Source organism: Cellulomonas denverensis (genome assembly GCF_012396125.1).
Taxonomy (GTDB): domain Bacteria; phylum Actinomycetota; class Actinomycetes; order Actinomycetales; family Cellulomonadaceae; genus Cellulomonas; species Cellulomonas denverensis.
On sequence record NZ_JAAXOX010000001.1, the window covers coordinates 562047 to 588675 of the forward strand.

27 protein-coding genes are annotated in these 26629 nt (G+C 73.9%); 4 read left to right on the forward strand and 23 right to left on the reverse strand.

Annotated elements, in window-relative coordinates; all coding sequences use genetic code 11:
- Position 1 precedes the first annotated feature (1 nt).
- The 7 genes from HGA03_RS02510 to HGA03_RS02540 are packed head-to-tail and all read right to left on the reverse strand — an operon-like array spanning position 2 to position 5598.
- Positions 2–958 carry an urease accessory protein UreD gene (locus HGA03_RS02510; protein ID WP_168628610.1) on the reverse strand — a complete coding sequence of 319 codons (957 nt, stop codon included), beginning with the start codon at positions 956–958 and terminating at the stop codon, positions 2–4.
- The gene (gene ureG, locus HGA03_RS02515; protein WP_168628611.1) at positions 955–1587 is read right to left on the reverse strand and encodes an urease accessory protein UreG; all 633 of its coding nucleotides are present in this window, start codon (positions 1585–1587) and stop codon (positions 955–957) included. Before ureG ends, HGA03_RS02510 begins: the two co-directional genes overlap by 4 nt.
- 10 nt (positions 1588–1597) lie before the next feature.
- On the reverse strand, positions 1598–2293 hold the full coding sequence (locus HGA03_RS02520) for an urease accessory protein UreF (protein WP_168628612.1): 696 nt from the start codon (positions 2291–2293) through the stop codon (positions 1598–1600).
- Between the two features lie 7 nt (positions 2294–2300).
- Entirely contained in the window at positions 2301–4025 is a 1725-nt protein-coding gene (gene ureC / locus HGA03_RS02525) for an urease subunit alpha (protein WP_168628613.1), read from the reverse strand.
- Complete coding sequence (locus HGA03_RS02530; RefSeq protein ID WP_168628614.1) at positions 4025–4441, reverse strand: urease subunit beta; 417 nt, start codon at positions 4439–4441, stop codon at positions 4025–4027. The genes ureC and HGA03_RS02530 overlap by 1 nt, the downstream gene beginning before the upstream one ends.
- Positions 4360–5289 (reverse strand): sirohydrochlorin chelatase, encoded by a 930-nt coding sequence (locus HGA03_RS02535; RefSeq protein ID WP_168628615.1) that lies wholly within the window; start codon positions 5287–5289, stop codon positions 4360–4362. Before HGA03_RS02535 ends, HGA03_RS02530 begins: the two co-directional genes overlap by 82 nt.
- A 3-nt stretch (positions 5290–5292) precedes the next feature.
- Positions 5293–5598, reverse strand: coding sequence for an urease subunit gamma (locus tag HGA03_RS02540; RefSeq protein WP_168628616.1), 306 nt, complete (start codon positions 5596–5598; stop codon positions 5293–5295).
- 231 nt (positions 5599–5829) lie between these two features.
- Here HGA03_RS02540 and HGA03_RS02545 point away from each other — a divergent pair, with 231 nt between their 5' ends.
- From HGA03_RS02545 to HGA03_RS02560, 4 genes are all read left to right on the forward strand, one after another.
- Entirely contained in the window at positions 5830–6264 is a 435-nt protein-coding gene (locus HGA03_RS02545) for a fluoride efflux transporter FluC (protein WP_168628617.1), read from the forward strand.
- A complete protein-coding gene (gene crcB / locus HGA03_RS02550) occupies positions 6261–6638 on the forward strand; it encodes a fluoride efflux transporter CrcB (protein WP_168628618.1) in 378 nt (125 codons plus the stop codon). Before HGA03_RS02545 ends, crcB begins: the two co-directional genes overlap by 4 nt.
- A 69-nt stretch (positions 6639–6707) precedes the next feature.
- A complete protein-coding gene (locus HGA03_RS02555) occupies positions 6708–6974 on the forward strand; it encodes a GlsB/YeaQ/YmgE family stress response membrane protein (protein WP_168628619.1) in 267 nt (88 codons plus the stop codon).
- Between the two features lie 157 nt (positions 6975–7131).
- Positions 7132–9522: an LPXTG cell wall anchor domain-containing protein gene (locus tag HGA03_RS02560; RefSeq protein WP_168628620.1), complete on the forward strand. Its 2391-nt coding sequence runs from the start codon at positions 7132–7134 to the stop codon at positions 9520–9522.
- Positions 9523–9564: 42 nt separating this feature from the next.
- Here HGA03_RS02560 and nadC read toward each other — a convergent pair whose 3' ends face one another.
- The 16 genes from nadC to dacB form a co-directional block, all read right to left on the reverse strand.
- Positions 9565–10476 (reverse strand): carboxylating nicotinate-nucleotide diphosphorylase, encoded by a 912-nt coding sequence (nadC, locus tag HGA03_RS02565; RefSeq protein WP_168628621.1) that lies wholly within the window; start codon positions 10474–10476, stop codon positions 9565–9567.
- Between the two features lie 230 nt (positions 10477–10706).
- The gene (locus HGA03_RS02570; protein WP_168628622.1) at positions 10707–12413 is read right to left on the reverse strand and encodes an L-aspartate oxidase; all 1707 of its coding nucleotides are present in this window, start codon (positions 12411–12413) and stop codon (positions 10707–10709) included.
- Positions 12410–12880, reverse strand: coding sequence for an aspartate 1-decarboxylase (gene panD / locus HGA03_RS02575; protein WP_168628897.1), 471 nt, complete (start codon positions 12878–12880; stop codon positions 12410–12412). Before panD ends, HGA03_RS02570 begins: the two co-directional genes overlap by 4 nt.
- 2 nt (positions 12881–12882) lie before the next feature.
- A complete protein-coding gene (gene panC, locus HGA03_RS02580; protein ID WP_168628623.1) occupies positions 12883–13761 on the reverse strand; it encodes a pantoate--beta-alanine ligase in 879 nt (292 codons plus the stop codon).
- Positions 13758–14726 carry a Rossmann-like and DUF2520 domain-containing protein gene (locus tag HGA03_RS02585; protein WP_239073570.1) on the reverse strand — a complete coding sequence of 323 codons (969 nt, stop codon included), beginning with the start codon at positions 14724–14726 and terminating at the stop codon, positions 13758–13760. The genes panC and HGA03_RS02585 overlap by 4 nt, the downstream gene beginning before the upstream one ends.
- Positions 14723–16219, reverse strand: a complete 1497-nt coding sequence (locus tag HGA03_RS02590; RefSeq protein WP_239073571.1) for a PH domain-containing protein — start codon at positions 16217–16219, stop codon at positions 14723–14725. The genes HGA03_RS02585 and HGA03_RS02590 overlap by 4 nt, the downstream gene beginning before the upstream one ends.
- The gene (locus tag HGA03_RS02595; protein WP_168628625.1) at positions 16216–16704 is read right to left on the reverse strand and encodes a PH domain-containing protein; all 489 of its coding nucleotides are present in this window, start codon (positions 16702–16704) and stop codon (positions 16216–16218) included. The genes HGA03_RS02590 and HGA03_RS02595 overlap by 4 nt, the downstream gene beginning before the upstream one ends.
- 30 nt (positions 16705–16734) lie before the next feature.
- A complete protein-coding gene (locus tag HGA03_RS02600; protein ID WP_168628626.1) occupies positions 16735–17229 on the reverse strand; it encodes a DUF3180 domain-containing protein in 495 nt (164 codons plus the stop codon).
- On the reverse strand, positions 17229–18812 hold the full coding sequence (gene folK / locus HGA03_RS02605) for a 2-amino-4-hydroxy-6-hydroxymethyldihydropteridine diphosphokinase (RefSeq protein WP_168628627.1): 1584 nt from the start codon (positions 18810–18812) through the stop codon (positions 17229–17231). The genes HGA03_RS02600 and folK overlap by 1 nt, the downstream gene beginning before the upstream one ends.
- Entirely contained in the window at positions 18809–19627 is an 819-nt protein-coding gene (folP, locus tag HGA03_RS02610) for a dihydropteroate synthase (protein ID WP_168628899.1), read from the reverse strand. The genes folK and folP overlap by 4 nt, the downstream gene beginning before the upstream one ends.
- 91 nt (positions 19628–19718) lie before the next feature.
- Complete coding sequence (folE, locus tag HGA03_RS02615; RefSeq protein WP_168628628.1) at positions 19719–20315, reverse strand: GTP cyclohydrolase I FolE; 597 nt, start codon at positions 20313–20315, stop codon at positions 19719–19721.
- Between the two features lie 2 nt (positions 20316–20317).
- The gene (ftsH, locus tag HGA03_RS02620) at positions 20318–22372 is read right to left on the reverse strand and encodes an ATP-dependent zinc metalloprotease FtsH (RefSeq protein WP_168628629.1); all 2055 of its coding nucleotides are present in this window, start codon (positions 22370–22372) and stop codon (positions 20318–20320) included.
- A gap of 114 nt (positions 22373–22486) precedes the next feature.
- Entirely contained in the window at positions 22487–23026 is a 540-nt protein-coding gene (hpt, locus tag HGA03_RS02625) for a hypoxanthine phosphoribosyltransferase (protein ID WP_210732166.1), read from the reverse strand.
- Between the two features lie 61 nt (positions 23027–23087).
- The gene (gene tilS / locus HGA03_RS02630; RefSeq protein ID WP_168628631.1) at positions 23088–24131 is read right to left on the reverse strand and encodes a tRNA lysidine(34) synthetase TilS; all 1044 of its coding nucleotides are present in this window, start codon (positions 24129–24131) and stop codon (positions 23088–23090) included.
- Position 24132: 1 nt separating this feature from the next.
- Complete coding sequence (locus HGA03_RS02635) at positions 24133–25116, reverse strand: zinc-dependent metalloprotease (RefSeq protein WP_168628632.1); 984 nt, start codon at positions 25114–25116, stop codon at positions 24133–24135.
- A gap of 29 nt (positions 25117–25145) precedes the next feature.
- Positions 25146–26567 (reverse strand): D-alanyl-D-alanine carboxypeptidase/D-alanyl-D-alanine endopeptidase, encoded by a 1422-nt coding sequence (gene dacB, locus HGA03_RS02640; RefSeq protein WP_168628633.1) that lies wholly within the window; start codon positions 26565–26567, stop codon positions 25146–25148.
- Positions 26568–26629: the final 62 nt, after the last annotated feature.

Consider the following 26629-nt stretch of genomic DNA (forward strand, 5'->3'; position numbering starts at 1 on the left):
CTCAGCTCTTGCGGATCGTCGGCGCGGGCCGGCCGGTCAGCCGCAGCCGGGCCGCCTGCCAGGCCAGGGTCCGGGCCCGGGCGACCAGCACCGGGTCGTCGCCCAGCACCCGCAGCCAGGCGCCGGCGTCGCCGGGCAACACGCTCACCCCGATCGCCAGCTCCGTCCCGGCCAGCGGCGCCAGCGCGGCGCGCAGCAGATCGGCGATCTCCTCGGCCGGGACGTCCGGGGTGAGCACGGTCAGGGTGGCGACCAGGCCCCGGCCGGCCAGCACCGCCGGGCCCTGGGCGCTCACCGGGTCCAACCGCATCCGGTCCACCAGCACCGGCAGCCCGTCCGGCCGGTCGACCTCCAGGTCCAGCGCCAGCACGGTGTACCGGTGCCGCTCGCCCGCGGCCAGCCGCCCGGCGATCAGGGTGTCGCCGATGATCAGGGTGGCCGACTCGGCCAGGGTGACCCGGATCCGCTGGAACAACCGCGCCCCGGCGAAGGCGATCAGCGGGTCCGGCAGGTATTCGACGTAGGCGCCGTCCGCCACCCGCAGGTTCACCTGGGCCACCGCGTAGTCGTGCTCCATCCGCAGCGCCTTGGTGTACGCCGAGGTGGTCACGTGCCCGCTGCTGCCCGGGCCGAAGCCGAGGTCGGTGCGCAGCCGGTCGCCCTGCATGATCCCGGCGCCGGTGGACATCAGGTAGGTGATCGGCAGGTCCGGCCGCCACGGGTCGTAGTACAGCGGCCGCATGATCTGCAGCGGGGCCTTCTGGTAGCGCCGCACCAGCTCGGTGCGCGACCCGGTGTGCGCGAAGCCCAGCTCCAGCACCCCGACCTTGCCCGGGCTGCCGGGGACCAGGGTGTCCGGCGTCCCGCGCAGGCGGGCCAGCTCGGGCGGCACCCGGTCCGGCTCGTAGTGCTCGGGCCGGACCCGGTGGCCGCCGTAGCCCAGGACGGCGGCCGTCATCGGATCGATGCCGGGGTCTGCCGGTACAGCGCCATGATCTGGCCGAGCAGCTCGTCCACGCCCTCGCCGGTGAGCGAGTTGGTCAGCACCACCGGCCGCTCGTCCCGCACCCGGCGGGCGTCGGCCTCCATCACCGCCAGGTCGGTGCGGACGTACTGGGCGATGTCGATCTTGTTGATCACCAGGATGTCCGAGTCGGTGATCCCCGGCCCCCGCTTGCGCGGCATCTTCTCCCCCTCGGAGGTGTCCAGGACGAAGACGAAGACGTCCGCGAGCGCCGGGGAGAACGTCAGGGTGAGGTTGTCGCCGCCGGACTCGTACAGCAGGGTGTCCAGGTCCGGGAAGCGTTCGACCAGCTCGGCGCCGACCGCCAGGTTCATCGTGGGGTCGTCCCTGACCGCGGTGTGCGGGCAGGCCCCGGTCTCGATCCCGACCACCCGCTCGGGGTCCAGCACCCCGGCCAGCTCGCGCCGGACGTGCCGGGCGTCCTCCTGGGTGTAGATATCGTTGGTGATCACCGCGGGGTGCCGGCCGGCCGCGATCAGCCGCGGCACCAGCGCCTCGGCCAGCGCGGTCTTGCCCGAGCCCACCGGTCCCCCGATGCCGATCCTCAGCACTGCGTCGTTCATCCTCACTCCTTCAGCTCGCGAACAGCCGGGCCTCGGCCAGCTCGTGCCGGGCGCTGGCCACGTCGGCGACCGGCACGCAGCCGCCCAGGTCGTGCAGCGGGCGGCGCAGGGCGGCCCGGGTCACCTCCTCGATCACCGGGTGCACCGCGTACTGCAGCACCTGGACCTGCTGGTGGTCGGCCAGTCGCAGCCGCAGCGCCGCGCCGAGCACGCTGGCGGTGAAGGCGAACAGGTCCGAGGCGACCGCAGTCCGGGTGCCGGCCCCGGCGGCGGCGTAGGCGACCGCGGTGGCCACCGCCTGACAGCCCGGGGTCCGGCGCTCGGTGATCCGGCGTTCCCACTCCGCCAGCAGCGGACCACCGATCGCGGCCCGGGCGATCTGGACCACCTGCCGGCCGCTGCGCACCGCGGACCGGCGCAGCTCGGCGTTCAGCTTGGTGGCCAGCAGCAGCCGGTCCACCTCGGTCACCCGGTCCCAGTCGCCGGCCGACGCCGCCTCGTGCGCCCGGGCCAGCGCGGTCGCGTCACCCGGGCCCACCGAGCAGCGCAGCAGGTCGACCAGCAGCGCCCGCACCCCGTCCGGCCCGACCGCCCCGGCCTGGGCGAATCCCTCCAGCCCGTGCGACATCGTGTAGAAGCCGCTCGGGAACGCGGAGTCGGACAGCTGCAGGCTGACCAGCAGTCCGCCCAGGCCGCGCTCGGTCATCGGGGGCTCACGCCAGGAAGAACAGCTGGTTCAGCGGCAGGGAGGTGGCCGGTTCGATGTGCGCGGGCTTCCCGTCGAAGGTGACCTTGTAGGTCTCCGGGTCGACCTCGATCACCGGGGTGCGGTCGTTGCGGACCATGTGCTGCTTGCCGATCCCCCGGCAGCGGCGCACCGGCAGCACCTGGCTACTCAGCCCGAGCTGCTCCGGCACCCCGGCGGCGATCGCGGCCTGGGACATGAACGACACCCGGGTCAGCTGCTGCGCCCGGCCGAAGGCACCGAACATCGGGCGGTAGAACACCGGCTGCGGGGTGGGCAGCGAGGCGTTCGGGTCGCCCATCAGCGCCCAGTTGATCATCCCGCCCTTGAGCACCAGCCGGGGCTTGGCCGCGAAGGAGTCCACCGGCCACAGCACGATGTCGGCGACCTTGCCGTCCTCCAGCGACCCGATGTGGTCCGAGACGCCCTGGGTGATCGCCGGGTTGATCGTCACCTTGGCCAGGTAGCGCAGCACCCGGAAGTTGTCGTTCCGCTCGGCGTCCTCCGGCAGCTTGCCGCGCTTGTCCTTGTTGTGGTGTGCGACCTGGAACGCCCGGGTGAACGACTCCCCGACCCGGCCCATCGCCTGCGAGTCCGAGGAGATCATCGAGATCACGCCCTCGTCCTGCAGCACGGTCTCGGCCGAGATGGTCTCCGCCCGGACCCGGGAGTCGGCGAAGGCCACGTCCTCCGGGATGTCGTGCGACAGGTGGTGGCAGACCATCACCATGTCCAGCAGCTCGTCCACCGAGTTCACCGTGTACGGCAGGGTCGGGTTGGTCGACGACGGCAGCACGTGCGGGAAGCCGGCCGCCCGCAGGATGTCCGGGGCGTGCCCGCCGCCGGCACCCTCGGTGTGGTACGTGTGGATGGTCCGGCCGTTGATCGCCGACAGGGTGTCCTCCACGTACCCGGCCTCGTTCAGGCTGTCCGAGTGCAGCGACACCTGGATGTCGTACTCGTCGGCCACCCGCAGCGCGGCGTCCAGCACCGCGGGGGTGGCGCCCCAGTCCTCGTGCACCTTCAGGCTGGACGCCCCGGCCAAGATCTGCTCGACCAGCGCGGGCATCCGCGACCCGTTGCCCTTGCCGTGGAAGCCCATGTTCACCGGCAGGTCCTCCGCGGACTGCAGCATCCGCTGGATGTACCAGGCGCCCGGGGTGCTGGTGACGCCGTTGGTGGCGTCGGACGGGCCGGTGCCACCGCCGAACAGCGTGGTGATCCCGTTCGACAGCGCCGCCTGGGCCTGCTGCGGGGAGATGTAGTGCACGTGGGTGTCGATCGCCCCGGCGGTGGCGATCATGTGCTCGCCGGAGATCACCTCGGTCACCGCGCCGACCACCAGCCGCGGGTCCACCCCGGACTGCACCAGCGGGTTGCCGGACTTGCCGATCCCGACGATCCGGCCGTCCTTCACGCCGATGTCGCCCTTGACCACGCCGAGCACCGGGTCCAGCACGATCGCGTTGGTGATCACCAGGTCCAGGCCGCCCTGGGCGCCGGTGACATTCGGGTCGGCGCCCATGCCGTCCCGGGCGGACTTGCCGCCGCCGTAGACCACCTCGTCGCCGTAGTGGCCCTCGTTGTAGTCCTTCTCGATCTCGATCACCAGGTTGGTGTCGGCGAGCCGGACCCGGTCGCCGGTGGTCGGACCGAACAGGTCCACGTACTGCTTGCGCGAGATGATGGCCATCAGTGGTCGCTCCCCTGCTGAGTTCCGGCGCCACCGGTCTGCGGCACGCCGTCATGGAAGGCGCGCTCGCGCATGCGGGCGAGGGCGTCGATGCGGGTCTGGCGGGCGTCGAGCCCACCGTCGACCAGTCCGTTGAAGCCGATCACGCACCGCGACCCGGCGAAGGCGGTCAGCGTGACCTCCCGGGTGTCACCGGCCTCGATCCGCACGCCGGTCCCGGCCGGGATGTCCAGGTGCATCCCGTAGGCCTGCTCCCGGTCGAACAGCAGGGCGCGATTCACCTCGAAGAAATGGAAGTGCGATCCGACCTGCACCGCCCGGTCCCCGGTGTTACTCACCGTGAGGGTGGTGGTGGCGCGACCGGCATTGATCTCGATGTCGTCGCCGTCGTGCTGGTAGGTGGGGCTGCCGAGCATGATTCCTCCGTGCGTCGGGTGTCATGGCTGTGCCCGGGAACGTGGCCGTGCCCGCCCGGACCGTGAGAATGCGGGTGCGGGTGTCCGTCCACGTCGTGCGAATGGGCGAACCCGTGATCGTGATCGGCGAGCAGTCCGGCGCCGATGCCGTCGTCGCCGTGCGCCAGGGCGTGCCGGGCCGCGGCCACCCGCATGCCGATCAGCCGCAGCAGCGCCGGGGTGGGCAGCAACGGTCCGTGGAACCAGACCTTGTCGATCACCTCCACCGCCGGCATGGTGCGGGCGAAGTCGGCCGGCACCAGGACGGTCGAACGGAATCCGAGCAACCGGGTGCGCAGCACGGCCCGCTCGATGTCGGACTCGTCGCCGACGCAGGCGATCTCGATGTCCGAGCCGTTGCCGTAGGCCCGGACCAGGTGGCCGACCCGGTGCAGTTCGGCGTCGTCGAAGGGATTGGACCGGTAGCCGGTGACCACCAGCGCCGCGTCGGGGTGGGTCTCGGTGACGTCGTTGGCGGCCTTGCGCAGCAGGGTCACCAGGTGGTCGGTGGCGCCCAGCGGCCGGCACAGCGTCACCCGGCCCCGGCCCTCGCCGGTGGTGGCCCAGCGCAGGGTCTGGGCGGTGTCGGCGATCAGCACCGGGTCGCGGCCCCAGGTCATCGGCAGCACCGCGACGTCGTCGGCGCCGGCGGCGAGCAACTCGCTCACCGCCCGGTGCAGGGGCCGCCCGGGGGTGGTCAGCACCCCGCCGGGAATCGACGCGGACACCGGCCACAGGTCACCGCCGTGCCGGCTCTCGTGCCCCGCGACCAGGACCACGCCGCCGGTGATCGCCCTCCCCCTGCGCATGGCTCAGGCGGCGACGGGGTCGTGGCAGGAGACCAGCTTGCTGCCGTCGACGAAGGTGGCCTCGACCTGCAGCAGGCTCAGCCGCTCCCGGACCCCGGGCATGCAGTCGGCCTCGGACACCACGTGGGTGCCCAGCTCCATGCACTCGGCCACCGACTTGCCGTCCCGGGCCGCCTCCAGGATCGCCTCGGAGATGAGCGCCTGCGCCTCGGTCAGGTTGAGCTTGGTTCCGCGATCACGCCGTCGCCGCGCGAGTTCGGCGACCTGGTAGATCATCAGCTTGTCGATTTCCCGCGGAGTGAGATTCACGCGAATAACCCTTCTGCCCGTCAGGATCATGTGCATTTTGACGGTACTCCCCCGGCCCCCGTCCGCAAGCGTGTTCAGCAAAGACCTGCCTGACCTGCGCATTGACACCACCCATGAGTGCTGTCATTCTGTGAGTAGTCATCCGCCCGTGAGTGTCCGCACATGTCCGGCATTCCGGATATTTCCACATCGCTTTTGCCCAGAACACACGCCGCCCCTACCGTGTGCCGCATGAAGGGAATCTCCGCGGGCACCGTCGGGCTGGTCGCGCTCGGCGGCGGGGTCGGGGCCGCCTGCCGGGAGGGCGTGTGCCTGCTGATCCCCTCGGTGGCCGGCGCCCCGGCGGCGATCCCGGTGGTGAACGTGGTCGGCGCGTTCCTGCTCGGCTACCTCACCGCCTCGCTCGCCCGCGCCGGCACTCCGCCGCCACCGATGGCGACCCGGCTCAAGCTGCTGCTCGGCACCGGCTTCTGCGGCGGGTTCACCACCTACAGCTCCCTGGCCACCGACGCCGCGGTCCTGCTGGACCACTCCCGGTTCGGGGCGGCCGCGGTCTACCTGCTCACCACGGTGCTGCTCGGCGCCCTCGCCACCATGGCCGGCATCCTGCTGGCCGGGCGGCGGACCGGCCGGCACACCACCACCGCCAGCGGCGCACCGGCATGACGATCGGCACCCTGCTCCTGCTCGCCCTGGCCGGCGGGGTCGGCGCCGCGCTGCGCTACCTGGTGGACGCGATGATCCGGGCCCGCACCGGCGACCACTTCCCCTGGCCGACCGCGCTGATCAACCTCAGCGGATCGCTGCTGCTGGGCATCCTGACCGGCCTGACCGTCGCCCGGGTCGACTCCGGCGAGATCAGCGCCGTGCTCGGCACCGGGTTCCTGGGCGGGTACACCACGTTCAGCACCGCCAGCTACGAGACCGTCACCCTGCTGCGCGAGCGGCGGTACACCGCGGCGGTCGCCTACGGCGTCGGCATCCTGCTGGGCTGCGTCGGCCTCGCCCTGGCCGGCTACGCCTGGGGGTCGCGGATGTGATCTGCGTCGTTCCGGATGCGGAGCCCGGGGCCGCATGCGACGGTCATCCCATCGATACAGGAGGTTGACATGGGACTCATTGGCTGGATCATTCTCGGGCTCATCGCCGGCGCCATCGCCAAGGCGATCCTCAAGCGCGACAACGGCGGCTGGTTCGTCACCCTGCTGCTCGGGGTGGTCGGTGCACTGGTCGGCGGATGGCTCGGCAGCGTGATCTTCGATGCGCCGCTGGAGGACTTCTGGTCGATCCAGACCTGGCTGCTGGCGATCGTCGGCTCCGTGATCGTTCTGGCGATCTACGGCGCGATCACCGGCCGCAAGGGTGTGCGCGGCTGACGACAGTCTCGACGCGGCCCCGGGGTGGGATACCCCGGGGCCGCGTCGTGTGTCCGGCCGGAACTGAATGCGCCTGAACCGCCCGAGCGTTCCACTTTCGCCCGGACCGCCGATTCCCTACGGTGCAAGGGAGAGTCGCAACTGAAGTGAGGCACCGATGACACGCTCCACCGATCCGCGCGCACGAGGGGTGGCCGCGGTCGCAGCGGTCATCCTGGCCGGGCTGGGCATCACCGCCACTCCCGCGTGGTCCGCCGTCCCGACCCCGGCAGCGGGGGAATCCGTGGTCACCGTGCATGTCGGCGGCGACCGGACCGGCACCCACACCACGGCGCCGCTGGCCGGGACGCAACTGGGGCTGTACGCCGCCGAGCAGGACACCGACCCGGTGGACCCGGGCTGGGGGGTGTGCACCTCGGACGCCGACGGCGACTGCTCCTTCGTGGTCCCGGACACCCAGGCCGGCGGGACGAACGCCGGGGCCCAGTTCGTGGTCAAGCAGATCTCGGCGCCCACCGGCTGGTACGCCAACCCGGTCCTGCGCACCGGCAACGGCAGCGGATCGGTGTCCACCGCCCGCCCGTACGTCTTCACCACCCCCGCGCTGGCCGAGGGTCAGACCTACTCCTCCGAGTCGGACTTCATGTACCAGCCGACCGTCTCCGGCAGCCCGGAGGACGCCTCGGGCGGGGTCTGGCAGCAGTCCCGGACCAACCCGCCGTTCAATGCCGCCTGCGGGATCGACATCGCGTTCGTGCTGGACGTGTCCGCCTCGCTGGGCAGCCAGATCACCAACCTCAAGGCCGCCACCGACACCATCGCGACCTCGCTGATCGGCACCCCGTCCCGGGCGGCGGTGTTCTCCTTCGACGCCACCTCGCCCAGCACCGGCGCGCAGAACTACCCGGACCTGGTCTCGGTGGCGACCGCCCAGAGCGCCGCCCAGTTCACCGCGCAGTACGCGGACTGGACCACCGGGTCGGGCACCAACTGGGACCAGGGCCTCTGGGCGGTGGCCGAGGCCGATCCCACCTATGAGCTGGTGGTGATGATCACCGACGGCAACCCGACCCGGTTCAGCGCCGACCCGTTGCAGGGCACCGGCGGCACCACCCACTTCTCCGACGTGGAGGCCGGCATCTTCTCCGCCAATGCGGTCAAGGCGAAGGGCTCCCGCCTGGTGGTGATGGGGGTCGGCTCCGGCATCGACGACACCACCCGGCTCAACCTGCGGGCACTGTCCGGCGAGACGTTCTACACCGGTGGGCCGAACCCGGAGCAGGCGGACTACTTCGACGTCGACGACTTCGAGGCCGCCGGGAGCACGCTGCGCGACCTGGTGCTGAGCAACTGCGTGCCCCGGGTGAACGTCACCAAGGAGATCGTCCCGACCGCGAACACCGGCGACGACATCACCGGGGCCGAGGTCGCCGGTGCGGGCTGGCAGTTCGACGCGAGCATGACCACCCCGGGGGTCGTCCTGGACAACACCAGCGCGACCACCACCGCGGACGGCACCGGCTCGGTCGCCTTCACCGCGACCTACACCGGGGCGGCCCAGGACGCCGAGATCCAGCTGGCCGAACAACAGCAACCCGGCTACACCCTGGTGGCACCGGGCGGCGCGAACGCGGTCTGCGTGGACAAACTGAACGACGACGCCCCGGTCACCGTGACCAACACCGGGGCGACCGGCTTCTCGGTGCAGCTACCCGAGTCCGGCTTCATCAACTGCCTGGTCTACAACAAGGCACTCAGCTCGGTGCAGGTGGACAAGACCTGGGTGATCCAGGGCCAGACCTACGCCGAGGGCGCCCAGCCGCCGGGCTACGACGGGCAACTGACCCTCACCGGCCCCGGCGGGACCCCCGCCACCGACCAGGACTGGGGCGTGGACCGCGGCGGCTACGACGGTGCCGAGGACGTGACCGTCGACGAGCAGGTCACCCTGCCGACCGGCTGCCGGCTGCTGTCCTCCCGGGTGACCGAGATCGACGGCGCCCCGGCGGACGACCCGCTGCCGGCCACCGTGACCGCGGGCAGCCCGCGGACCGTGCAGGTCACCAACGAGGTCGCCTGCGAGCCCTTCCTGACCCTGGTCAAGGAGGTGGTGAACGACGACGACGGCACCGCGACCGCCACCGACTGGACCCTGACCGCCACCGGCCCGACGCCGGGGGTCACCGGGATCACCGGTGCGGCGGGCGTGACCACCGTGCCGGTCGACCCGGGCAGCTACACCCTGGCCGAGGACGGACCCGACGGCTACGAGTCCCGCGGCTGGGTCTGCGTCGACCAGAACGACGGCAGCACCCTGCCGGTCAGCGCGGACACGGTCACCATCGGCGACAGCGGGGACGTGCTGTGCACGGTGACCAACGACGACATCGCCGCCGCCGTCGTCCCGCCGTCCGGTGGCGACCCCGGCGCGCAGCGACTGCCGGTCACCGGCGCCCAGATCGGTGGCGCCGCGGCACTGGCCGGGGCGCTGCTCGCGGCGGGCGGCCTGCTGCTCGCCGGTCGCCGGCGGGCCACGCATCGGTCCTGATCCGGCGGGCGCGGCTCCGGGCAGTCCCGGGGCCGCGCCCGGTCAGAGCCCGTCGACCAGGTCCAGCGCCAGGTCCAGGATCGGCGACGAGTGGGTCAGCGCGCCGACCGAGAGGTAGTCCACCCCGGTGGCGGCCACCGCGGCGGCCCGGTCCAGGGTCAGATTGCCGGTGGCCTCCAGCTCGATCCGGCCGGTCCGCGCCTCTCCGGCCCGGACCGCCGTCACCACCTCGGTCAGCGTCTCCGGCGGCATGTTGTCCAGCAGCAGGAACCGGGCACCGGCGGCCACCGCCTCCAGCGCCTGCGCCGGGGTGTCCGCCTCCACCTGCAACGGCACGTCACCGAACCGGGCCCGCACCGCCTCGATCGCCGGGGTGATCCCGCCGGCCGCGACCACGTGGTTGTCCTTGATCATCGCGACGTCGTACAGGCCCATCCGCTTGTTGGTGCCGCCGCCGCACCGCACCGCGTACTTCTCCAGCTCGCGCAGCCCCGGGGTGGTCTTGCGGGTGTCCAGCACCTGCGCACCGGTGCCGCGCAGCCGGTCCGCCCACCGCCGGGTGTGCGTGGCCACGCCGGACGCCCGGGACGCCAGGTTCAGCGCGGTCCGCTCGGCCACCAGCAGCACCTGCACCGGTCCGGACAACACCGCCAGCAGGTCACCCGGCCGGACCGCCGACCCGTCCGGCACCCGCTGCTCCACCACCGGAACCGGCAGCCCCAGGCGCCCGGCGACCTGCGCGGTCACCTCCGCCACCACCGGCAGCCCGGCCACCACGCCCGGTTCCCGCGCCACCAGGTGCGCGATGCCGGACAGTTCCTCCGGCACGGTCGACTGGGTGGTCAGGTCACGCCCGGGCTCGGGGCCCAGGTCCTCGTCCAGGGCGGTGCGCACGGTGCGGCGCACCCAGTCGGGGTCGAGCAGGCCGGGATCGGGGAGGTCCACTGCGGTCACCCCCGCAGCCTAGGCCGTCCGCACGCGCGCCGGTCCGGGCCTCACGTGCACCCGCTGGACGGTTCGGCTCGCTGGTCCGGACCGCACCGAGGGCGCAGTTCAGGTTGGTCCGGGGCCGCCGCGACCACCGCGAACTGCGCCCTCGGCGGGAACCGACCGCGGCCAGCCCGCAGCGTGGACCGCTACCCGCACCCGCTGGACGGTTCGGCTCGCTGGTCCGGACTGCGGGGTCAGTCGGCGACCGGGGTGCGGGTCAGGGTGAGGCGGCCGTGGGGGTCGAGTTCGGCGCGGAGGCGGACCAGCCAGGCGTCGCTGGACTCCGGGTAGTCGGTGCGCACGTGTCCGCCGCGGGACTCGGTCCGCTCGGCAGCCGCGGCGGTCAGCACGCTGGCCACCTGGTGCACGTTGGTGGTCTCCCACTCGGCGACCTGGGGGTCGGCGATCGGGGCGGCACCACCGTCGCCGAACCGGTGCGCGTCGGTCCGGACCTGCGCCAACCGGTCGGCGGCGTCGGCCAGGCCGTCGGCGGAGCGCAGCACCCCGGGCCCGGCGGTGGCGATCTTTTGCACCCGGGACCGGGCGGCGCCGGACACCAGGGCGGTGTCGCCGGGCCGGGCGACCGGCTCGGCGTGCACCAGCCGGCCGCGGGCGACCCGGTCGGCGACGTCGTGGGCGGCGCGGTGGGCGAAGACCAGGCCCTCCAGCAGCGAGTTGGAGGCCAGGCGGTTCGCCCCGTGCACGCCGGTGCAGGCGGCCTCCCCGACCGCGTACAGCCCGGGCAGGGTGGACCGGCCGGACAGGTCGGTGAGCACCCCGCCGGAGTGGTAGTGCTGCGCGGGGGCGACCGGGATCAGGTCGGCGCCCAGGTCCAGCCCGTGCTCGGCCAGCCGGGCGGCGATGGTCGGGAACCGGCGGCGGGCGCCGTCGCTGCCCAGGTGCCGGGCGTCCAGCAGCACGTGGTCGGACCCGGTCCGGGCCAACTGCGCCACGATCGCCCGGGACACCACGTCCCGGGGCGCGAGCTCGGCCATCGGGTGCGCGGCCGGCAGGAAGCGGTGCCCCTCCACGTCCAGCAGGATCGCGCCCTCGCCGCGGACCGCCTCGGACACCAGCGTGAGCTGCCCCTTCACCCCGGAGCCCAGCCACAGCACGGTCGGGTGGAACTGCACGAACTCGACGTCGGCGACCGCGGCGCCGGCCCGCAGCGCGGCGGCCATCCCGTCGCCGGTCGCCTGGGCCGGGTTGGTGGAGGACCGGAACACCTGGCCGATCCCGCCGGTGGCCAGCACCACCGCCGGGGCCAGCACCGCTCCCACGCCGTCCCGGGAGCCGGCGCCGATCACGTGCAGGGTCACCCCGCACACCGGTCCGGGCCGCCCGTCGGGACCGGGCTTGCCGGTGAGCACGTCCAGCACCAGTGCCTGTTCGATCACCTCGATGCCCGGGTCCTCGCGCACCGCGGCGAGCTGGGCGACCAGGGCCCGGGAGATCTCCGCCCCAGTGGCGTCGCCGCCGGCGTGCGCCACCCGGTCCGCCCGGTGCCCGCCCTCGCGGGTCAGGGCGATCCGGCCGTCCGGGGCGGTGTCGAAGACCGCTCCGCCGGCGACCAGCTCGCGCACCCGGGCCGGGCCCTCGGTGACCAGGACCTCCGCGGCGCGCGGGTCGCACAGTCCGACCCCGGCCTCCAGGGTGTCGCGCAGGTGGGCGGCCGGGGAGTCGGCCGGGTCGAGGGCGGCGGCGATCCCGCCCTGGGCCCAGATGGTCGAGCCGGAGACCAGCTCGCCCTTGGTGACCAGCAGCACCCGGTCGACCCGGGTCCGCAGCTCCAGGGCGGCGGTGAGTCCGGCGATGCCGGAGCCGACCACGACGGCATCGGCGGTGACGGTCCACCCCGGGGCGGGTGCAGCCAGGCTGCGCGCCAGGACCGGGGTGGTCACCGCTCCGATTCCGGGTCGTCGCGCACCAGCTCGCGTCCGGTGTCGAAGGGCACCCCGCTCGGGTGCAGACCGGCCTGCTCGGTCCACTCCGGCGGCACGGTGCCGGGGTCGTGGCCGGTGTCGACGATCTGGTTGTCCGCGTCGACCAGCACCACGTGCGGGTCGTAGGTGTGCGCCTCGGCGTCGGTCAGCATGCCGTAGGCGATCAGGATCACCACGTCGCCGGGGTGCACCAGGTGGGCGGCGGCACCGTTGATGCAGATCTGCCCGGAGCCCGCCTCCCCCGCGATCACATAGGTGGTCAGCCGGGCGCCGTTGGTCACGTCGACCACGTCCACCTGCTGTCCGGGCAGCAGGTCCGCCGCCGCGAGCAGGTGCGCGTCCACGGTGATCGAGCCGACGTAGTGCAGGTCGGCCTGCGTCACGGTGGCACGGTGGATCTTGCCGATCATCATCGGGCGCAGCATGGTCACGCCCACCTCACGTCCGTGTTGTCGATGAGCCGGGTGCCGCCCACCCGGCCGGCCACTGCCAGCACCGCCACCGAGCCCGGCTGCGGCGGGTCGTCCGGCAGGTCGGCGAAGGTCTGCGGGTCCACCAGGGCGACGTAGTCGGCGTCCACCCCGGCGGCAGTCAGCACCTCGCGGGTGGCCGCCCGGACCGCTGCCGTGCCGTCACCCCGGGCCGCGGCCTGCTCACCGGCGGCCAGCGCCCGGGACAGTCCGAGGGCGACCGGGCGCTGCTCGGCGGACAGGTAGGCGTTCCGGGAGGACAGGGCCAGCCCGTCGTCGTCCCGGACGGTCGGCACCGGGACGATCGTGACGTCCAGGTCCAGGTCGCGCACCATCCGGCCGACCGCCACCAGCTGCTGCACGTCCTTGCGGCCGAACAGCGCGACCGAGGGCCGGGTCAGGTGCATCAGCTTGAGCACCACGGTCAGCACCCCGTCCAGGTGCCCGGGCCGGATCGCACCCTCGTAGACCTCGCCGATCGCACCGGCGCTGACCCGGACCACCGGGTCGCCGTCGGGGTAGACCTCGGCCGGCTCCGGGGCGAAGACCACGTCGCCGGGGCCGAGCAGCCCCGGGCCGGTCAGCCGGGCCAGGTCACCGGCCAGGTCGCGCGGATAGCGGTCCAGGTCCTCGGTGGGGCCGAACTGCAGCGGGTTGACGAAGATCGTCACCACCACCTGCTCGCCGCGGGCACGCGCCTCGCGGACCAGGCTCAGGTGCCCGTCGTGCAGCGCCCCCATGGTCATCACCACCGCACGGTCGACGGGACGCAGTGCGGCGTCCAGCTCGATCCGGGTGCGCGCCAGCGTGGGCGCACCGGGTGCCTGGGTGGTCATGCGTCGTCGTCCTCCGGATCGGCGGTGGGGATGTCCGGAACGCTACCCCCGTCCGCGCCCGAGGTGTGAGCCGGGGTCAGGGCGTCCAGCAGCGCCTGGCCCTGGCCGGTGCCGATCAGCCCGGCGGCCAGGGCGCGCACGGTGGCGGCCCGGGACAGCACCGAGTAGGAGTCCAGCACGTCCGCGGCGCCGGTCCGGGCGGCCAGGTCGGTCAGCTCGGCCAGGTGATCGCGCACGGTGCCCGCGTCGCCGCGCCGGACCGGGCCGGTCAGGGTGGCGATCGCCCCGCCGGCCGACTCGGCGCGCAACGATCCGTCCAGGGCGGCGTCCAGCAGCGGGCGCAGCACCGCCCCCGGGTCCTCGATCCCGGCGGCCCGCAGCGCCTCGCCGGCCTGGGCGACCAGCACCACCAGGTGGTTCGCCCCGTGCGCGAGGGCCGCGTGGTAGAGCGGTCGCATCCGCTCGTCGACCACCACCGGCTCGCCGCCCATCTCCACCACCAGCGCCTGGCCGATCGGCAGCACCGGGGTCGGCGCGGTCACCGCGAAGGTGCAGCCCTCCAACCGGGACAGGTCGAGCGAGGTGCCGGTGAAGGTCATCGCCGGGTGCAGTGCCACCGGGATCACTCCCCGGGCGCGCGCCGGGTCCAGCACCGCCGCCCCGTAGCGACCGGCGGTGTGCACGGCGATCTGCCCGGGCTGCCACGCGCCGGTGGCGGCCAGACCCTCGACCAGGTCCGCCAGCGCGTCGTCCGGCACCGCCAGCAGCACCAGCTCCGCCCGGCGCACCACCTCCGGCACCGGGAGCACCGGCACCCCGGGCAGCAGGGTTTCGGCCCGCTCCCTCGACGCCTCGGAGACCGCGGACACCCCGATCACCGGGTGCCCCACCGCCCGCAGTGCGCTGCCGAGCACGGCACCGACCCGGCCGGCGCCGACCACGCCGACCCCCAGCCTGGTCGTCACGGCTGGATCATCCACTGCTCCGGACCGGCACCGGCCCGGGCCGTGCGCGCCCGCACCGACTGGTCCTCGATCAGCCGGGCGGCGTCGCGGCCGTCCAGGTGGTGCACGGTGGGGGTGACCGGACCGGGGGTGGAGTGCACCGCGAAGGTGGCCAGCCCCATCCGGCGCTCCAGCGGGCCCTGGTTCAGGCCGAGCGACTGGGTGCGCTCGTGCGGCACCACCACCACGCAGTGGGTCAGCCGGCCGTGCCGCATCACCAGGGCGCGGTCGGTCACAGTCACGCCGGTGCGGCGCCAGGCGATCGGGTCCAGCCAGCGGGCGCGGCGGGGTGCGGTGAGGAAGCCGTGCCGGTCGTCGGTGCCGGTCAGGGCCGCCTCGACCAGTCCGGCCGGGTCCTCGGTGCCCAGGTCGGGCAGCACCAGCCACAGGGCCAGCAGCACGTCCTCCCGGGTGCCGACCGGCAGCAGCACGTGGTCGGACTGTTCGCCGTCCTCGGCCGTGCCGTAGCCGGCCACATTGATCTCGACCCGCCACCAGTCGGCCTTGCGCCACAGGATGCTCTGGTAGATCCGCACCGCCTGCACCCGCCCAGGCGGCAGGGTCTGGGCGCGGGTCTCGGTCAGCCCGTGCCGCAGCCGGATGCCGTCCGGGGAGATCGCCGCCCGGAAGTTCGCACCCCGGTTGATCCGGCCCCACAGGTAGGAGGCCACGGCCAGCACACCGGGCAGGATGCCGAGCGCCGGGCCGATGCTGCCGGAGACGGCCATCACGACGATCAGGGCGGCCACCCAGAGCAGCAGCCAGAACACCGCCCAGGTCAGCAGGGTGGACAGCAGCAGGCGGCGGACCGGGACGGTGTACACCGGCCGTTCCGGGGCGGTGGGCGCGAGCTCCTCCGCCGGCGACACCACCGTGCCCGGCGCCTCGGGCCCGCCCCCGGTCGCCTGCGGCACCGCGGTGCGCCCACGGTGCAGGCCGGCCGCGCGGGCCAACAGGTCGGCCCGCAGCTGGTCGGCCTCCGCCTCGCGCAGGAACGCCAGCGGCACCGCGCTCCCGGCGCCACCGGCCACCTCCAGCCGCAGCTCGGCCAGCCCGAACAACCGTGCCAGCAGTGGCTGGCGCACATCGATCGCCTGCAACCGGTCCAGCCGGGCCTGGCGCTGCTGGCGGAACAGCACCCCGGTGCGCAGCTGCACCGCGTCGTCGGTGACCGCGAACCGGGTGACCCGCCAGGCGATCGCCGAGTAGCCGAAGCCGAACAGGAACACGATCGCCAGCAGCCCGAGCGCGGCCAGCCACACCCGGCCGCCCAGCCACTCCGCGAGCTCCTGCACGTCGTCGGCGGAGTTCGCGCCGATCACCACCAGCACCGCGACGAAGACCTTCCAGCCCTTCACCGCCGGGGTCACCGGGTGCATCCGGCGCCACTGCACGCCGTCCTCGACCTGCGCGGGGCTCCCGGCGGTGATCGGACGTGCCGCGGGGTCGCTCACAGCCCCGCCAGCCGGGACTCGCCACGCGAGGCGAGCTGGTCACGCAGCCGGGCGGCCTCGTCGGTGGGCAGGCCGTCGACCGTGACCTCGCTCTGCGGTGAGGCGGTGTGCAGCTGGACGGTCGCGATGCCGAACTTGCGGGCCAGCGGCCCGGCGTTCACATCGACGTACTGCATCCGGCCGTAGGGCACCACCACCATCGAGCGGAACAGGATGCCCCGGCGGACCAGCAGGTCGTCGGCGCGTTCGGCGTAGCCCATCGCGCGCACCTGCCGCGGGATCAGCCAGGCCACCCAGGCGCACAGCAGCAGCACCCCCAGCGGGATCGCCCACAGCCAGATCAGCCCGGACAGCAGCGGGACCAGCACGGCGCCGATCAGCACCGGGGCCAGCCAGGCCGCGGCCAGCACCGTGCGTGCGGTGATCAGGCGCGGGGAGACCGGGGTCCAGGTGACGCCCTCGGGTTCGAACGGCTCGGTGGTCATGGCGGACATGATGGCACCCGGCGGCACCACTCAGCCCGCTGCGGGATCCGGTGCGGGTCCGGTCGCCCGGTCGCGCTCGGCGGGGTCCTCCGGCGGCGGTACGTGGCAGAACCACTCGACCAGCAGGCCGACCACGGCGAGGATCACCGCGCCCAGCACCGCCAGGCCCGCGGACCAGGCGCGCTCGGTGCCACCCGGGCCGGACAGTTCGGTCACCGCGTGCAACACCTGGGCCAGGTACCAGCCGGACAACAGCGCCCCGGTGTAGCAGCTCGCCTTGCCCAGCACCGCGGTCCGGGCCGCCCGGATCGGGTCCAGCCCCGGGCGCTTGCCGTGCAGGTACTGGCGCACGGTCCAGCCCAGCCAGAACACGATCGCGGCGATGAACACCAGCACGCCCACGGTCGGCCAGGGCACCTCCGGCGGCAGCCAGCCGCGGCTGGACAGGATCCGCAGCACCGCCCAGGCGACGGCGGTGGTGACGGCGGCGACCAGCAGCAGTGAACCGATCCGGGTGCGCTGCATCAGGGTGCCTGGTGCCGGGCGGTGGGGTTCTCCCCGGTGTCGAACTCCGGCCGGATCGGCGGGATGTCGAACAGGGCGGGGTGGTCACGCATCGGGTCGTGCTCCGGCTCGGCGGGTGCGGGTGCGGGTGCCGGTGTGGGTGCCGAGGTGGGTGCCGGAACTCCGGGCACCGGCAGCGGGTCGAGTTCGGGCTCGATCCCGGCGACCGGCTCGTCGGGCCCGTCGGAGGCCGCGGGCACCGACTGGGTCAGCCAGTCCAGGGCCAGCCAGCGCACCCCGTCCCGGTCCGGCGCGGTCGCGGCCAGCTGGGCGACCGGCCCGCCGCCCAGCCCGTGCAGCACCGCATCCGGCCGGACCTGCGCCCAGGGCTGCAGCACGAACGCCCGCTCGTGCGCGCGGGGGTGCGGCAGTTCCAGGTCGTCGGTGACCAGGCTCAGCTCGCCGAAGGCGATGATGTCGATGTCCAGCGTGCGCGGACCCCAGTGCACCAGGCGCTCCCGGCCGTGCGCCTGCTCGATCGCGCCGGTGGCGTGCAGCAGCTCCCGCGGGGCCAGCGTGGTCCGGGCGATCAGCACGGCGTTCAGGTAGTCCGGCTGCTCCGGTCCGCCGACCGGGGCGGTCCGGGCCAGGGCGGAGACCTCCAGCAGCTCCACCCCGGGGATGTCCGCGATCTCGGCGACGGCGGCGCGCAGGGTGTCCTGGGCGGTGCCGAGGTTGGACCCGAGCGCCAGCACCACCTCGGTCGGCTCGGCCGGCGGCTGGTCGAAGGCGTCGCCCGCGGCGGTGCCGGTCACCACCGGGGTGGGTGCGGAGCCGCCGTTCAGGCCGGCCAGGGCCGCGGCGGCGGGGTCGTCCGGGCCGGTCACGGTCTCCGGCTCCTCTCGGGCCGGCTCGTCCTCGGCCGGGCCACCGAGGTCCAGCGCACCGGCGAGGGCCGCACCGGCCAGGGCGGCACCGGCACTGGCCGCACCCGCCGCCTCCGCCGGGACCGCGGGTATCACCGCGGTGGCCGGGGCGCCGGTGCCGGACACCCGGATCGGGCCGGTGACCGGGCGGCCGTCCGGGGTGGGCAGCTCGTCGGCCGGGGCGTGCGCGGCGGCCAGCTCGGCGTCGTCGTCCACGTGACCGGCGGGGCTGAGCTCGGCTTCGGCCGGCGGCTGCCACGGCTGGGCACCCGGGGCCAGCGGCTCGGCGGCGGGCAGCCGGTTGCGGTCCCGGCGCACCCGCACCTCGACGTCGCCGAACGGCACCGCGATCGGGGCCTGCGGCTTGTGCACGGTGACCTCGACCGCCAGCGCCTGCGGGTGGGCCAGCACGGTGGCCGCGATCCGCTCCGCGACGGTCTCGATCAGGTCGGCCGGCTCGCCGCGCAGCACCGCCACCACCTGCTCGGCGACGGTGCCGTAGTCCAGGGTGTGCGCCAGGTCGTCGGTGGCGGCGGCGCGCCGGGTGTCCAGGGCGATCACCAGGTCGGCGACGAAGGTCTGGCCCTCGCGCCGCTCGTGGTCGAAGACGCCGTGGTACCCGGTGGCGCTGACGCCGGTCAGCCGGATGGTGTCCGGGGTGGTCGGCTGCTCGCTCATCGTGCGTCCTCTCCTGCGGTCCGGGCGGCCGTCCAGGCCTGGGCCACGCGCACCGCGTCGGCCGTTCCCCGTGCTTCATGGACCCGCACGCACCAGGCCCCGGCGGCGGCGGCCAGTGCCGAGATCGCCGCGGTGGCGCGGTCCCGTTCCAACGGTGCGGCCGGGGTGCCGTCCGCACCGGCCAGCAGGTGCCCGAGGAAGCGTTTGCGGGACGCCCCCACCAGCACCGGGAAACCCTCGGCCAGCAACTCGTCCAGCCGGGCGAGCAGCGGCCAGTTCGCCGAACCCGGCTTGGCGAAGCCCAGCCCGGGATCCAGCACGATCTGGTGGTCGGCCACCCCGGCGTCCCGTAGCCGTGCGACCCGCTCGGCCAGCTCGGCGCGCACGTCGGTGACCACGTCGCCGTACTCGGCCAGCGAGTCCATCACGTCGGCGTGCCCGCGCCAATGCATCGCCACGTAGACCACGCCGGTCCGGGCGACCACGCCGTACATCTCCGGGTCGGCCAGGCCACCGGAGACGTCGTTGACGATCACCGCCCCGGCCTTCACCGCCTCCTCGGCCACCGCGGCCCGGGTGGTGTCCACGCTGACCGGCACGCCGCGGATTGCGAACTCGCGGATCACCGGGATCACCCGGCGCAGCTCCTCGTCCACCGGCACCCGCTCGGCACCGGGCCGGGTGGACTCGCCGCCGACGTCCAGCAGGTCGGCGCCCTCGGCCAGCAGGGCGAGCCCGTGCCGGAGGGCGGCATCCGGGGTGAACCACTCCCCACCATCGGAGAACGAGTCCGGGGTCACGTTGACCACACCCATGACCAGGGTGCGATCGACGGCGGTCACGGCATCGGGGAGGGGGGAGGGGTGATGCACGCGGGTCAGCCTAGGCGGTCCGGGTCGCTCGTGGTCAGCGGATCAGGCTCATCGCCTCGGCGCGGGTGGCGGGATCGCGCATCTGCCCCCGCACCGCCGAGGTCAGCGTCCGGCTGCCGGGCTTGCGCACCCCGCGCATCGACATGCACAGGTGCTCGCACTCGACCACCACCAGCACGCCCCGCGGTTGCAGGTGTTCGACCAGGGCGTCGGCGATCTGCCCGGTCATCCGCTCCTGCACCTGCGGGCGCCGGGCGTAGACGTCCACCAGCCGGGCCAGCTTGCTCAGCCCGGTCACCGTGCCGTTCTCGCCCGGGATGTAGCCGACATGCGCCACGCCGTGGAACGGCACCAGGTGGTGCTCGCAGGTCGAGTACACCTCGATGTCCTTGACCAGGACCATCTCCTCGTGCCCGATGTCGAAGGTCGCGCTGAGCACGTCGGCGGCGTCCTGGCGCAGCCCGGCGAAGATCTCCTGGTACGCCCGGGCCACCCGCGCCGGGGTGTCCCGCAGCCCCTCGCGCTCCGGGTCCTCGCCCACCGCGAGCAGGAGTTCGCGCACCGCGGCCTCGGCCCGGGCGGCGTCGTACGGCGGCACCGCGGACGGCGGCGGGAACGGCTGCTCGGCCATGGTCAGTCCTGCTGGTCGCCGGCCGGACCGGGCACGTCGGGCAGCTCGTTCGGCGGCACCTCGACGGTCTCCACCGCCGGGTGCTCGTCCTTGGCGGCGGCCGCCTCGTCCTGCGGCACGATCTGGCCGTTCTGGCCGGCGAGCTCGGCCGGGGTCATCACCGGCGGCCGGTCGGAGACCCCGCGCTCGTCGTTGGTCAGCCACACCTCGCGCGGCGGCCGCTTGGTCACCGGCTCGAAGATCCGGGCCAGCTCCTGCTGGTTCAGGGTCTCCTTCTCCAGCAGCTCCAGCACCAGCGCGTCCAGGACGTCCCGGTACTCGTTCAGGATCTCCCAGGCCTCGTGGTGGGCGTGGTCCATCAGGCCGCGCACCTCGACGTCGACCGTGCTGGCCACCGCCTCGGAGTAGTCGCGCCCGTGGCCCATGTCCCGGCCCATGAACACCTCGCCGGAGTCCTGGCCGAGCTTGACCGCACCGACCCGGGCGCTCATCCCGAACTGGGTGACCATCTTGCGCGCGGTGTCGGTGGCCTTCTCGATGTCGTTCGAGGCGCCGGTGGTCGGGTCGTGGAAGACCAGTTCCTCGGCCACCCGGCCACCCATCGCGTAGGCCAGCTGGTCCAGCAGCTCGTTGCGGGTGGTGGAGTACTTGTCCTCGGTGGGCATCACCATCGTGTAGCCCAGCGCGCGGCCACGGGGCAGGATCGTCACCTTGGTCACCGGGTCGGTGTACCGCAGCGCCGCGGCCACCAGGGCGTGCCCGCCCTCGTGGTACGCGGTGATCTTCTGCTCCTTGATCTTCATCACCCGGGTGCGCTTCTGCGGGCCGGCGATCACCCGGTCGATGGCCTCGTCCAGCGCGCGGTTGTCGATGATCTGGGCGTTCGAGCGCGCGGTGAGCAGCGCGGCCTCGTTCAGCACGTTCGCCAGGTCGGCGCCGGTGAAGCCCGGGGTGCGGCGGGCCACCGCGGACAGATCGACGTCGGTGGCCATCGGCTTGCCCTGCGCGTGCACCTGCAGGATCCGCTCGCGGCCCTTCAGATCCGGCGGCTCCACGGCCACCTGGCGGTCGAACCGGCCCGGGCGCAGCAGCGCGGGGTCCAGGATGTCCGGCCGGTTGGTGGCGGCGATCAGGATGACGTTGCTCTTGACGTCGAAGCCGTCCATCTCGACCAGCATCTGGTTCAGGGTCTGCTCGCGCTCGTCGTGGCCGCCGCCCATCCCGGCGCCACGATGCCGGCCGACCGCGTCGATCTCGTCGATGAAGATGATCGCCGGGGCGTTCTGCTTCGCCTGGTCGAACAGGTCGCGCACCCGGGAGGCGCCGACACCGACGAACATCTCGACGAAGTCCGACCCGGAGATCGAGTAGAACGGCACCCCGGCCTCACCGGCCACCGCACGGGCCAGCAGGGTCTTGCCGGTGCCGGGCGGGCCGTACAGCAGCACGCCCTTGGGGATCTTGGCGCCGACCGCCTCGAACTTGGCCGACTCGGACAGGAACTCCTTGATCTCCTGCAGCTCCTCGACCGCCTCGTCCACCCCGGCGACGTCGGCGAAGGTGACCTGCGGCGACTCCTTGGACACCAGCTTGGCCTTGGACTTGCCGAAGGCCATCGCACCCCGGCCGCCGCCCTGCATCGAGCTCATCAGGAACCAGAACAGGCCGACGATGATCACGAACGGCAGCACGAAGGTCAGCAGGCTGCTCCACCACGGGGTGGTGGGGACCTCGGAGGTGTAGCCCTGCTCCGGGTCTGCCTGGGCGATCGCGTCCACCACCATCGGGCCCTGCGGCACGACGTAGCTGAACTGGACGTTCTTGCCGTAGTTCTTGTCGTCCTTCTCGAAGTCCTCGGTCAGGACGAGGTCCACGCGCTGGACGCCCTCGGTGATCTTGGCCTGCTCGACCTTGCCGTCCTCGATCAGCTCGAGGCCGTCGGAGGTGTCGATCCGCTGCACACCGGACGAGGTGAAGAAGCTCGCGCCGATCCAGAGCACCAGGACGCCGAGCAGGATCCACGGGACGGGTCCGCGGGTGAGTCGCTTGAGAGTCATGTGGTCAGCGAGGGCGTCTGCCCCCTCGTCCCTCCGGTTGCAGGGGTGGAGGCCTCGAAGCTACACGGTGGATCTGGGCCCGGGTGGCCCGGTGGGCCGATGTTCGCCCAGGGCTCAGTGCGAGTAGACGTGCGGGGCGAGCGTGCCGACGAACGGCAGGTTGCGGTACTTCTCGTCGTAGTCCAGCCCGTAGCCGACCACGAACTCGTTCGGAATGTCGAAGCCGACGTAGCGGACGTCGACCTCGACCTTGGCGGCATCCGGCTTGCGCAGCATGGTGGCGATCTCCACGCTGGCCGGGCCGCGGCTGCGCAGGTTCGCGAGCAGCCAGGACAGGGTCAGGCCGGAGTCGATGATGTCCTCGACGATCAGGACGTGGCGGCCGGTGAGGTCGGCGTCCAGGTCCTTGAGGATCCGGACCACGCCGGAGGACTTGGTGCCGGAGCCGTAGGAGGACACCGCCATCCAGTCCATCGAGACCGGGGCGCTGATCCGGCGGGCCAGGTCGGCCATCACCATCACCGCACCCTTGAGCACGCCGACCAGGAGCACGTCCTTGCCGGCGTAGTCCGCGTCGATCTGGGCGGCGATCTCGTCCAGGCGGTTCCCGAGCTGCTCCTCGGTCAGGAGCACGCGCTCCAGGTCCTCGCCCATGTCCTCCACGTTCACCGCTGCGGTTCTCCTTGCTGATGCGGACCGTCCGGGATCACCGGACCTACGGCTGATCGGTGGCGGCGGGCGACGGTGCGCCCCCGCGCAGAGCAAGCCTGCCACACGCCCGGAGCGCTTCCACCCGGCCCGGCAGGTGCACCGGTCCCTGGCCGTGCCAGTCGGTCAGCAGCCCGTCGACCGCCAGCAGGTGCGCCCGGGTCAGCGCGGCGGCGGGCACCCCGGCCCGCAGGGCGGCCAACCGCAGCACCCGGCGGCGCAGGGCCGCCGGGGCGGTGGCCAGTAGGTCCGGATCGACCAGGACCGCGGCGCCGGACGCGTCCGGGGTGATCGCCCGGCCGGCCAGCTCCTCAGCCCAGGCGTCCAGCGCGTCGGCGTCCTCCCGCAGCCCGGTGGCGGTCCGGGCCAGCGCCGCCGCGACGCCGGGCCCGAGTTCGGACTCCAGCACCGGGAGCACCCGGATGCGCAGCCGCGAGCGCAGCGGGGCCGCCGGGTCGTCCGGGGCGGGGGTGTTGGTCGGGTCCTGCCACGGGTCGAGTCCCAGAGCGGCGCAGGCGGCCTCGGTGTCCGCGCGCGGCAGGCCGAGCAGCGGGCGGCGCCACAGCCCGCGCACCGGCGCCATCCCGGCCAGCGACCGGGCGCCCGACCCCCGGGCCAGCCCGAGCAGCACCCCTTCGGCCTGGTCGTCCCGGGTGTGGCCGAGCAGCACCGCGGCCGCGCCGAGCTCGGTGGCCGCGGCGGTCAGTGCCGCGTAGCGCGCCTCCCGGGCGGCCGCCTCCGGCCCCCCACCTCCGTCGACCTGCACGGTGCGCACCTGCACCGGGTCCAGCCCGAGCGCCCGGCACCGGTCCGCCGCCGCCTGCGCAACGCCGGCGCTGCCCGGTTGCAGGCCGTGGTCCACCACCACCGCCCCGGCGCGCAGGGCCAGCGGGCCGTGGTCGCGGACCGCGAAGGCGGTGGCGGCGGCCAGGGCGAGCGAGTCGGCGCCACCGGAGCAGGCGACCAGCACCAGCGCGCCGGGCGGCAGATCGGCGCAGGCCGTGGTGACGGCGGATCGGGTGCGCGCGACCGCGGGGGCGGGTCCGGGCATCTCAGCCGTGCACCCGCCGGACCCAGGACGCCGGGTCCGCCAGCTCCGCCGGGCCGGGCATCAGCTCCGGCGCGGACCAGACCGCGTTCAGCCCGTCCCGGCCGACCCGGCGGCGCACCGCCCGGACGAAGGTGGCGCCGTCGGTGTACTGCGCGAGCTTCACGTCCACGCCGAGCACGGCCCGCAGCACCCGGCGTAGTCCGGTCGCCCGGGCCGCAGCCGCCCGTCGCCGGCCGAACCGCCGCCGCAGCTGCCGCACACTCGGGATCACCGACGGCCCCACCGCGTCCATCGCGACATCGGCATGCCCCTCCAGCAGCGCCATCACCGCGCCGATCCGGTCCACCTCGGCCCGCTGCCGCTCGTCCAGCAGGTCCAGCGGGGTCCAGTCCCCCGACCGCGCGGCCTGGCGGGCACCGGCGAGCACGGCACCCGGGGTCGGCCGGGGCTGGTCGGCCCACAGCGCGGCCACCCGCTCCGCCAGGTGCCCGGCCAGCCACGACGCCGCGGCGAACTGCAGCACATGGGTCTGTTCGTGCAGCGCCACCCAGAGCCGGAAGTCCTCGGCCGGCACCGACAGGCTGCGCTCGGTGGCCAGCACGTTGGGGGCGACCAGCAGCAGCCGCGGCCGGCCGGCACCCCACGGCTCGACCTGGCCGAGCACCGACCCGGACAGCAGGCCGAGCCCGGCGGCCAGCTCCATCGCCGCCCCGGTCCCGGCACCCCGGCCCTGGTCGCCGATCACCCCGCCCAGCGCCCGGACGTTCGCCCGCGCCCAGCCGGCCCGGTCCACCACCAGGGTCTGCGGTGCCTCCGGCTGCTCCAGCCCGGTCACCCGGGCGGCGTGCGGCAGTGCGGTCCGGGCGGCGCACCGCAGCGAGTCCACCAGCTGCACCCGGTCGGACCAGACCGCGACCGGTCCCGGACGGACCAGGCGCGGAGCGAGGCGGGCGGCCAGCTCCCAGTCGACGGCGGGTGCGCTCATCACCCCACGGTAGCCAGCCCGGGCACCACTCAGCCCTGGCAACCGCACCCGGCCAGACCGGTGACGAAGCCGTCGATCGCCTGCCGCGGCCCCCACTGCCCGCCCTCGCCGGTCTGGTCGGCCATCACCACGTAGAGCAGCATCCGGCCGTCGGCGTCCAGCACCAGCCCGGCCAGCGAGGTCACGCCCTTGAGCGAGCCGGTCTTGGCCCGGACCACGCCGGTGCCCGCACCCGAGGTGAACCGGTCGGACAGCGTCCCGGTCAACCCGGCGATCGGCATCCCGGTGCCCACCGACCGCAGCTCCGGGTGCGCCGGGTCGACGATCAACTGCAGCAGATCGAGCAGCAGGGCCGGGCTCAGGCTGGAGCCCTCCGCCAGGCCACTGGCATCGGTCAGCACGGCCCCGGTGATGTCCACCCCGAGCGCCCGGACCGACTGCAGCACCGCCTGGGTGGCGCCCTCGAAGCTGGCCGGGAAGCCCCGGTGCACGGCGACCATCCGGGACACCACCTCGGTGATGGTGTTGTCGGAGTGGTCCAGGAAGTAGCCGGTCACCTCGGAGACCGGTGCGGAGGACACCGTGGCCAGGGTGTCGCCGGCGGTGTACCCGGACTGCACCCGGGACGGATTGCCCTGCACCGTGATCCCCTGCTCGGCCAGCCGCCGGGCGAACTCCCCGGCGGCGGACATCGCCGGGTCGGTCTGGCGCTGGGCGTACTCGTCGTCGGTGAGCTTGGCGATGTTCACCCCGAGCGCGGCCACCGGTGCCGCGTAGCCAGCCCCGACATCGGCCGGGTCCCAGCCCGGGGCCAGGGCGTCGCCGGTGAACAGGGTGTCGTCCAGCCCGAGGGTCACCGAGCTGACCCCGGCCAGCCGGAGCTGTGCAGCCGTGGCGGCGGCCAGGTCGGCCAGTCCGGCGCGGCCGTTCACCGCGTCGGGGTCGCCCTCGCCGGCCGCCAGCATCATGTCGCCACCGCCCACCAGCACGATCTGGTCGGCGGCACCGCCCTGCACCACGGTGGTGTCGAAGGTGGTGTCCGCGCCGAGGTCGGTCAGGGCGGCCACCGCGGTGACCAGCTTCTGGGTGGAGGCCGGGGTGCGGCCCTGGTCCGGGTTGTTCTGCGCCAGCACCTCGCCGGTGAGCGCGTCGGCGACCAGCACCCCGACGTTGGGGCCGAGCCGCGGATCGGTGGTCAGGCCGGAGACCTGCCCGGCCAGGACCTCGGCCGACGGGATCGGTGCTGCCGGGTCCAGGTCGCTGAGCACGCCGGTGCCGGTGGTGGCGTCCTGGGCGCCCGGGGCGGTCGGGAACGGGGCGGCTGGGTCGGGTTCGGGCGCCAGGGTGAGGAAGCCGGGCGCCACGTCATAGGCGTCCGCGGTCAGGTAGCCGCCCCCGGCCAGCACCAGCACCAGTGCGGTGATCCCCACCGTCCGCCCAGCCCGCGCCACCGGCGCCACCTCCTCGCCTCTGCCCGGCATGCGGCCATCGCCGCACACCCGCGTGCGTCACA

Bases quoted from the DNA above. Each gene is read 5' to 3' on its own strand.
- HGA03_RS02635 (WP_168628632.1), bottom strand. From the start codon at position 25,116: ATGAGCGCACCCGCCGTCGACTGGGAGCTGGCCGCCCGCCTCGCTCCG.
- ftsH (WP_168628629.1), bottom strand. From the start codon at position 22,372: ATGACTCTCAAGCGACTCACCCGCGGACCCGTCCCGTGGATCCTGCTC.
- hpt (WP_210732166.1), bottom strand. From the start codon at position 23,026: ATGGGCGAGGACCTGGAGCGCGTGCTCCTGACCGAGGAGCAGCTCGGG.
- ureG (WP_168628611.1), bottom strand. From the start codon at position 1,587: ATGAACGACGCAGTGCTGAGGATCGGCATCGGGGGACCGGTGGGCTCG.
- folP (WP_168628899.1), bottom strand. From the start codon at position 19,627: ATGGGTGTGGTCAACGTGACCCCGGACTCGTTCTCCGATGGTGGGGAG.
- HGA03_RS02545 (WP_168628617.1), top strand. From the start codon at position 5,830: ATGAAGGGAATCTCCGCGGGCACCGTCGGGCTGGTCGCGCTCGGCGGC.
- panC (WP_168628623.1), bottom strand. From the start codon at position 13,761: ATGACCACCCAGGCACCCGGTGCGCCCACGCTGGCGCGCACCCGGATC.
- HGA03_RS02510 (WP_168628610.1), bottom strand. From the start codon at position 958: ATGACGGCCGCCGTCCTGGGCTACGGCGGCCACCGGGTCCGGCCCGAG.
- HGA03_RS02555 (WP_168628619.1), top strand. From the start codon at position 6,708: ATGGGACTCATTGGCTGGATCATTCTCGGGCTCATCGCCGGCGCCATC.
- HGA03_RS02535 (WP_168628615.1), bottom strand. From the start codon at position 5,289: ATGCGCAGGGGGAGGGCGATCACCGGCGGCGTGGTCCTGGTCGCGGGG.
- crcB (WP_168628618.1), top strand. From the start codon at position 6,261: ATGACGATCGGCACCCTGCTCCTGCTCGCCCTGGCCGGCGGGGTCGGC.
- folK (WP_168628627.1), bottom strand. From the start codon at position 18,812: ATGAGCGAGCAGCCGACCACCCCGGACACCATCCGGCTGACCGGCGTC.
- HGA03_RS02530 (WP_168628614.1), bottom strand. From the start codon at position 4,441: ATGCTCGGCAGCCCCACCTACCAGCACGACGGCGACGACATCGAGATC.
- HGA03_RS02560 (WP_168628620.1), top strand. From the start codon at position 7,132: ATGACACGCTCCACCGATCCGCGCGCACGAGGGGTGGCCGCGGTCGCA.
- HGA03_RS02600 (WP_168628626.1), bottom strand. From the start codon at position 17,229: ATGCAGCGCACCCGGATCGGTTCACTGCTGCTGGTCGCCGCCGTCACC.
- ureC (WP_168628613.1), bottom strand. From the start codon at position 4,025: ATGGCCATCATCTCGCGCAAGCAGTACGTGGACCTGTTCGGTCCGACC.
- folE (WP_168628628.1), bottom strand. From the start codon at position 20,315: ATGGCCGAGCAGCCGTTCCCGCCGCCGTCCGCGGTGCCGCCGTACGAC.
- panD (WP_168628897.1), bottom strand. From the start codon at position 12,880: ATGCTGCGCCCGATGATGATCGGCAAGATCCACCGTGCCACCGTGACG.
- tilS (WP_168628631.1), bottom strand. From the start codon at position 24,131: ATGCCCGGACCCGCCCCCGCGGTCGCGCGCACCCGATCCGCCGTCACC.
- HGA03_RS02595 (WP_168628625.1), bottom strand. From the start codon at position 16,704: ATGACCACCGAGCCGTTCGAACCCGAGGGCGTCACCTGGACCCCGGTC.
- HGA03_RS02520 (WP_168628612.1), bottom strand. From the start codon at position 2,293: ATGACCGAGCGCGGCCTGGGCGGACTGCTGGTCAGCCTGCAGCTGTCC.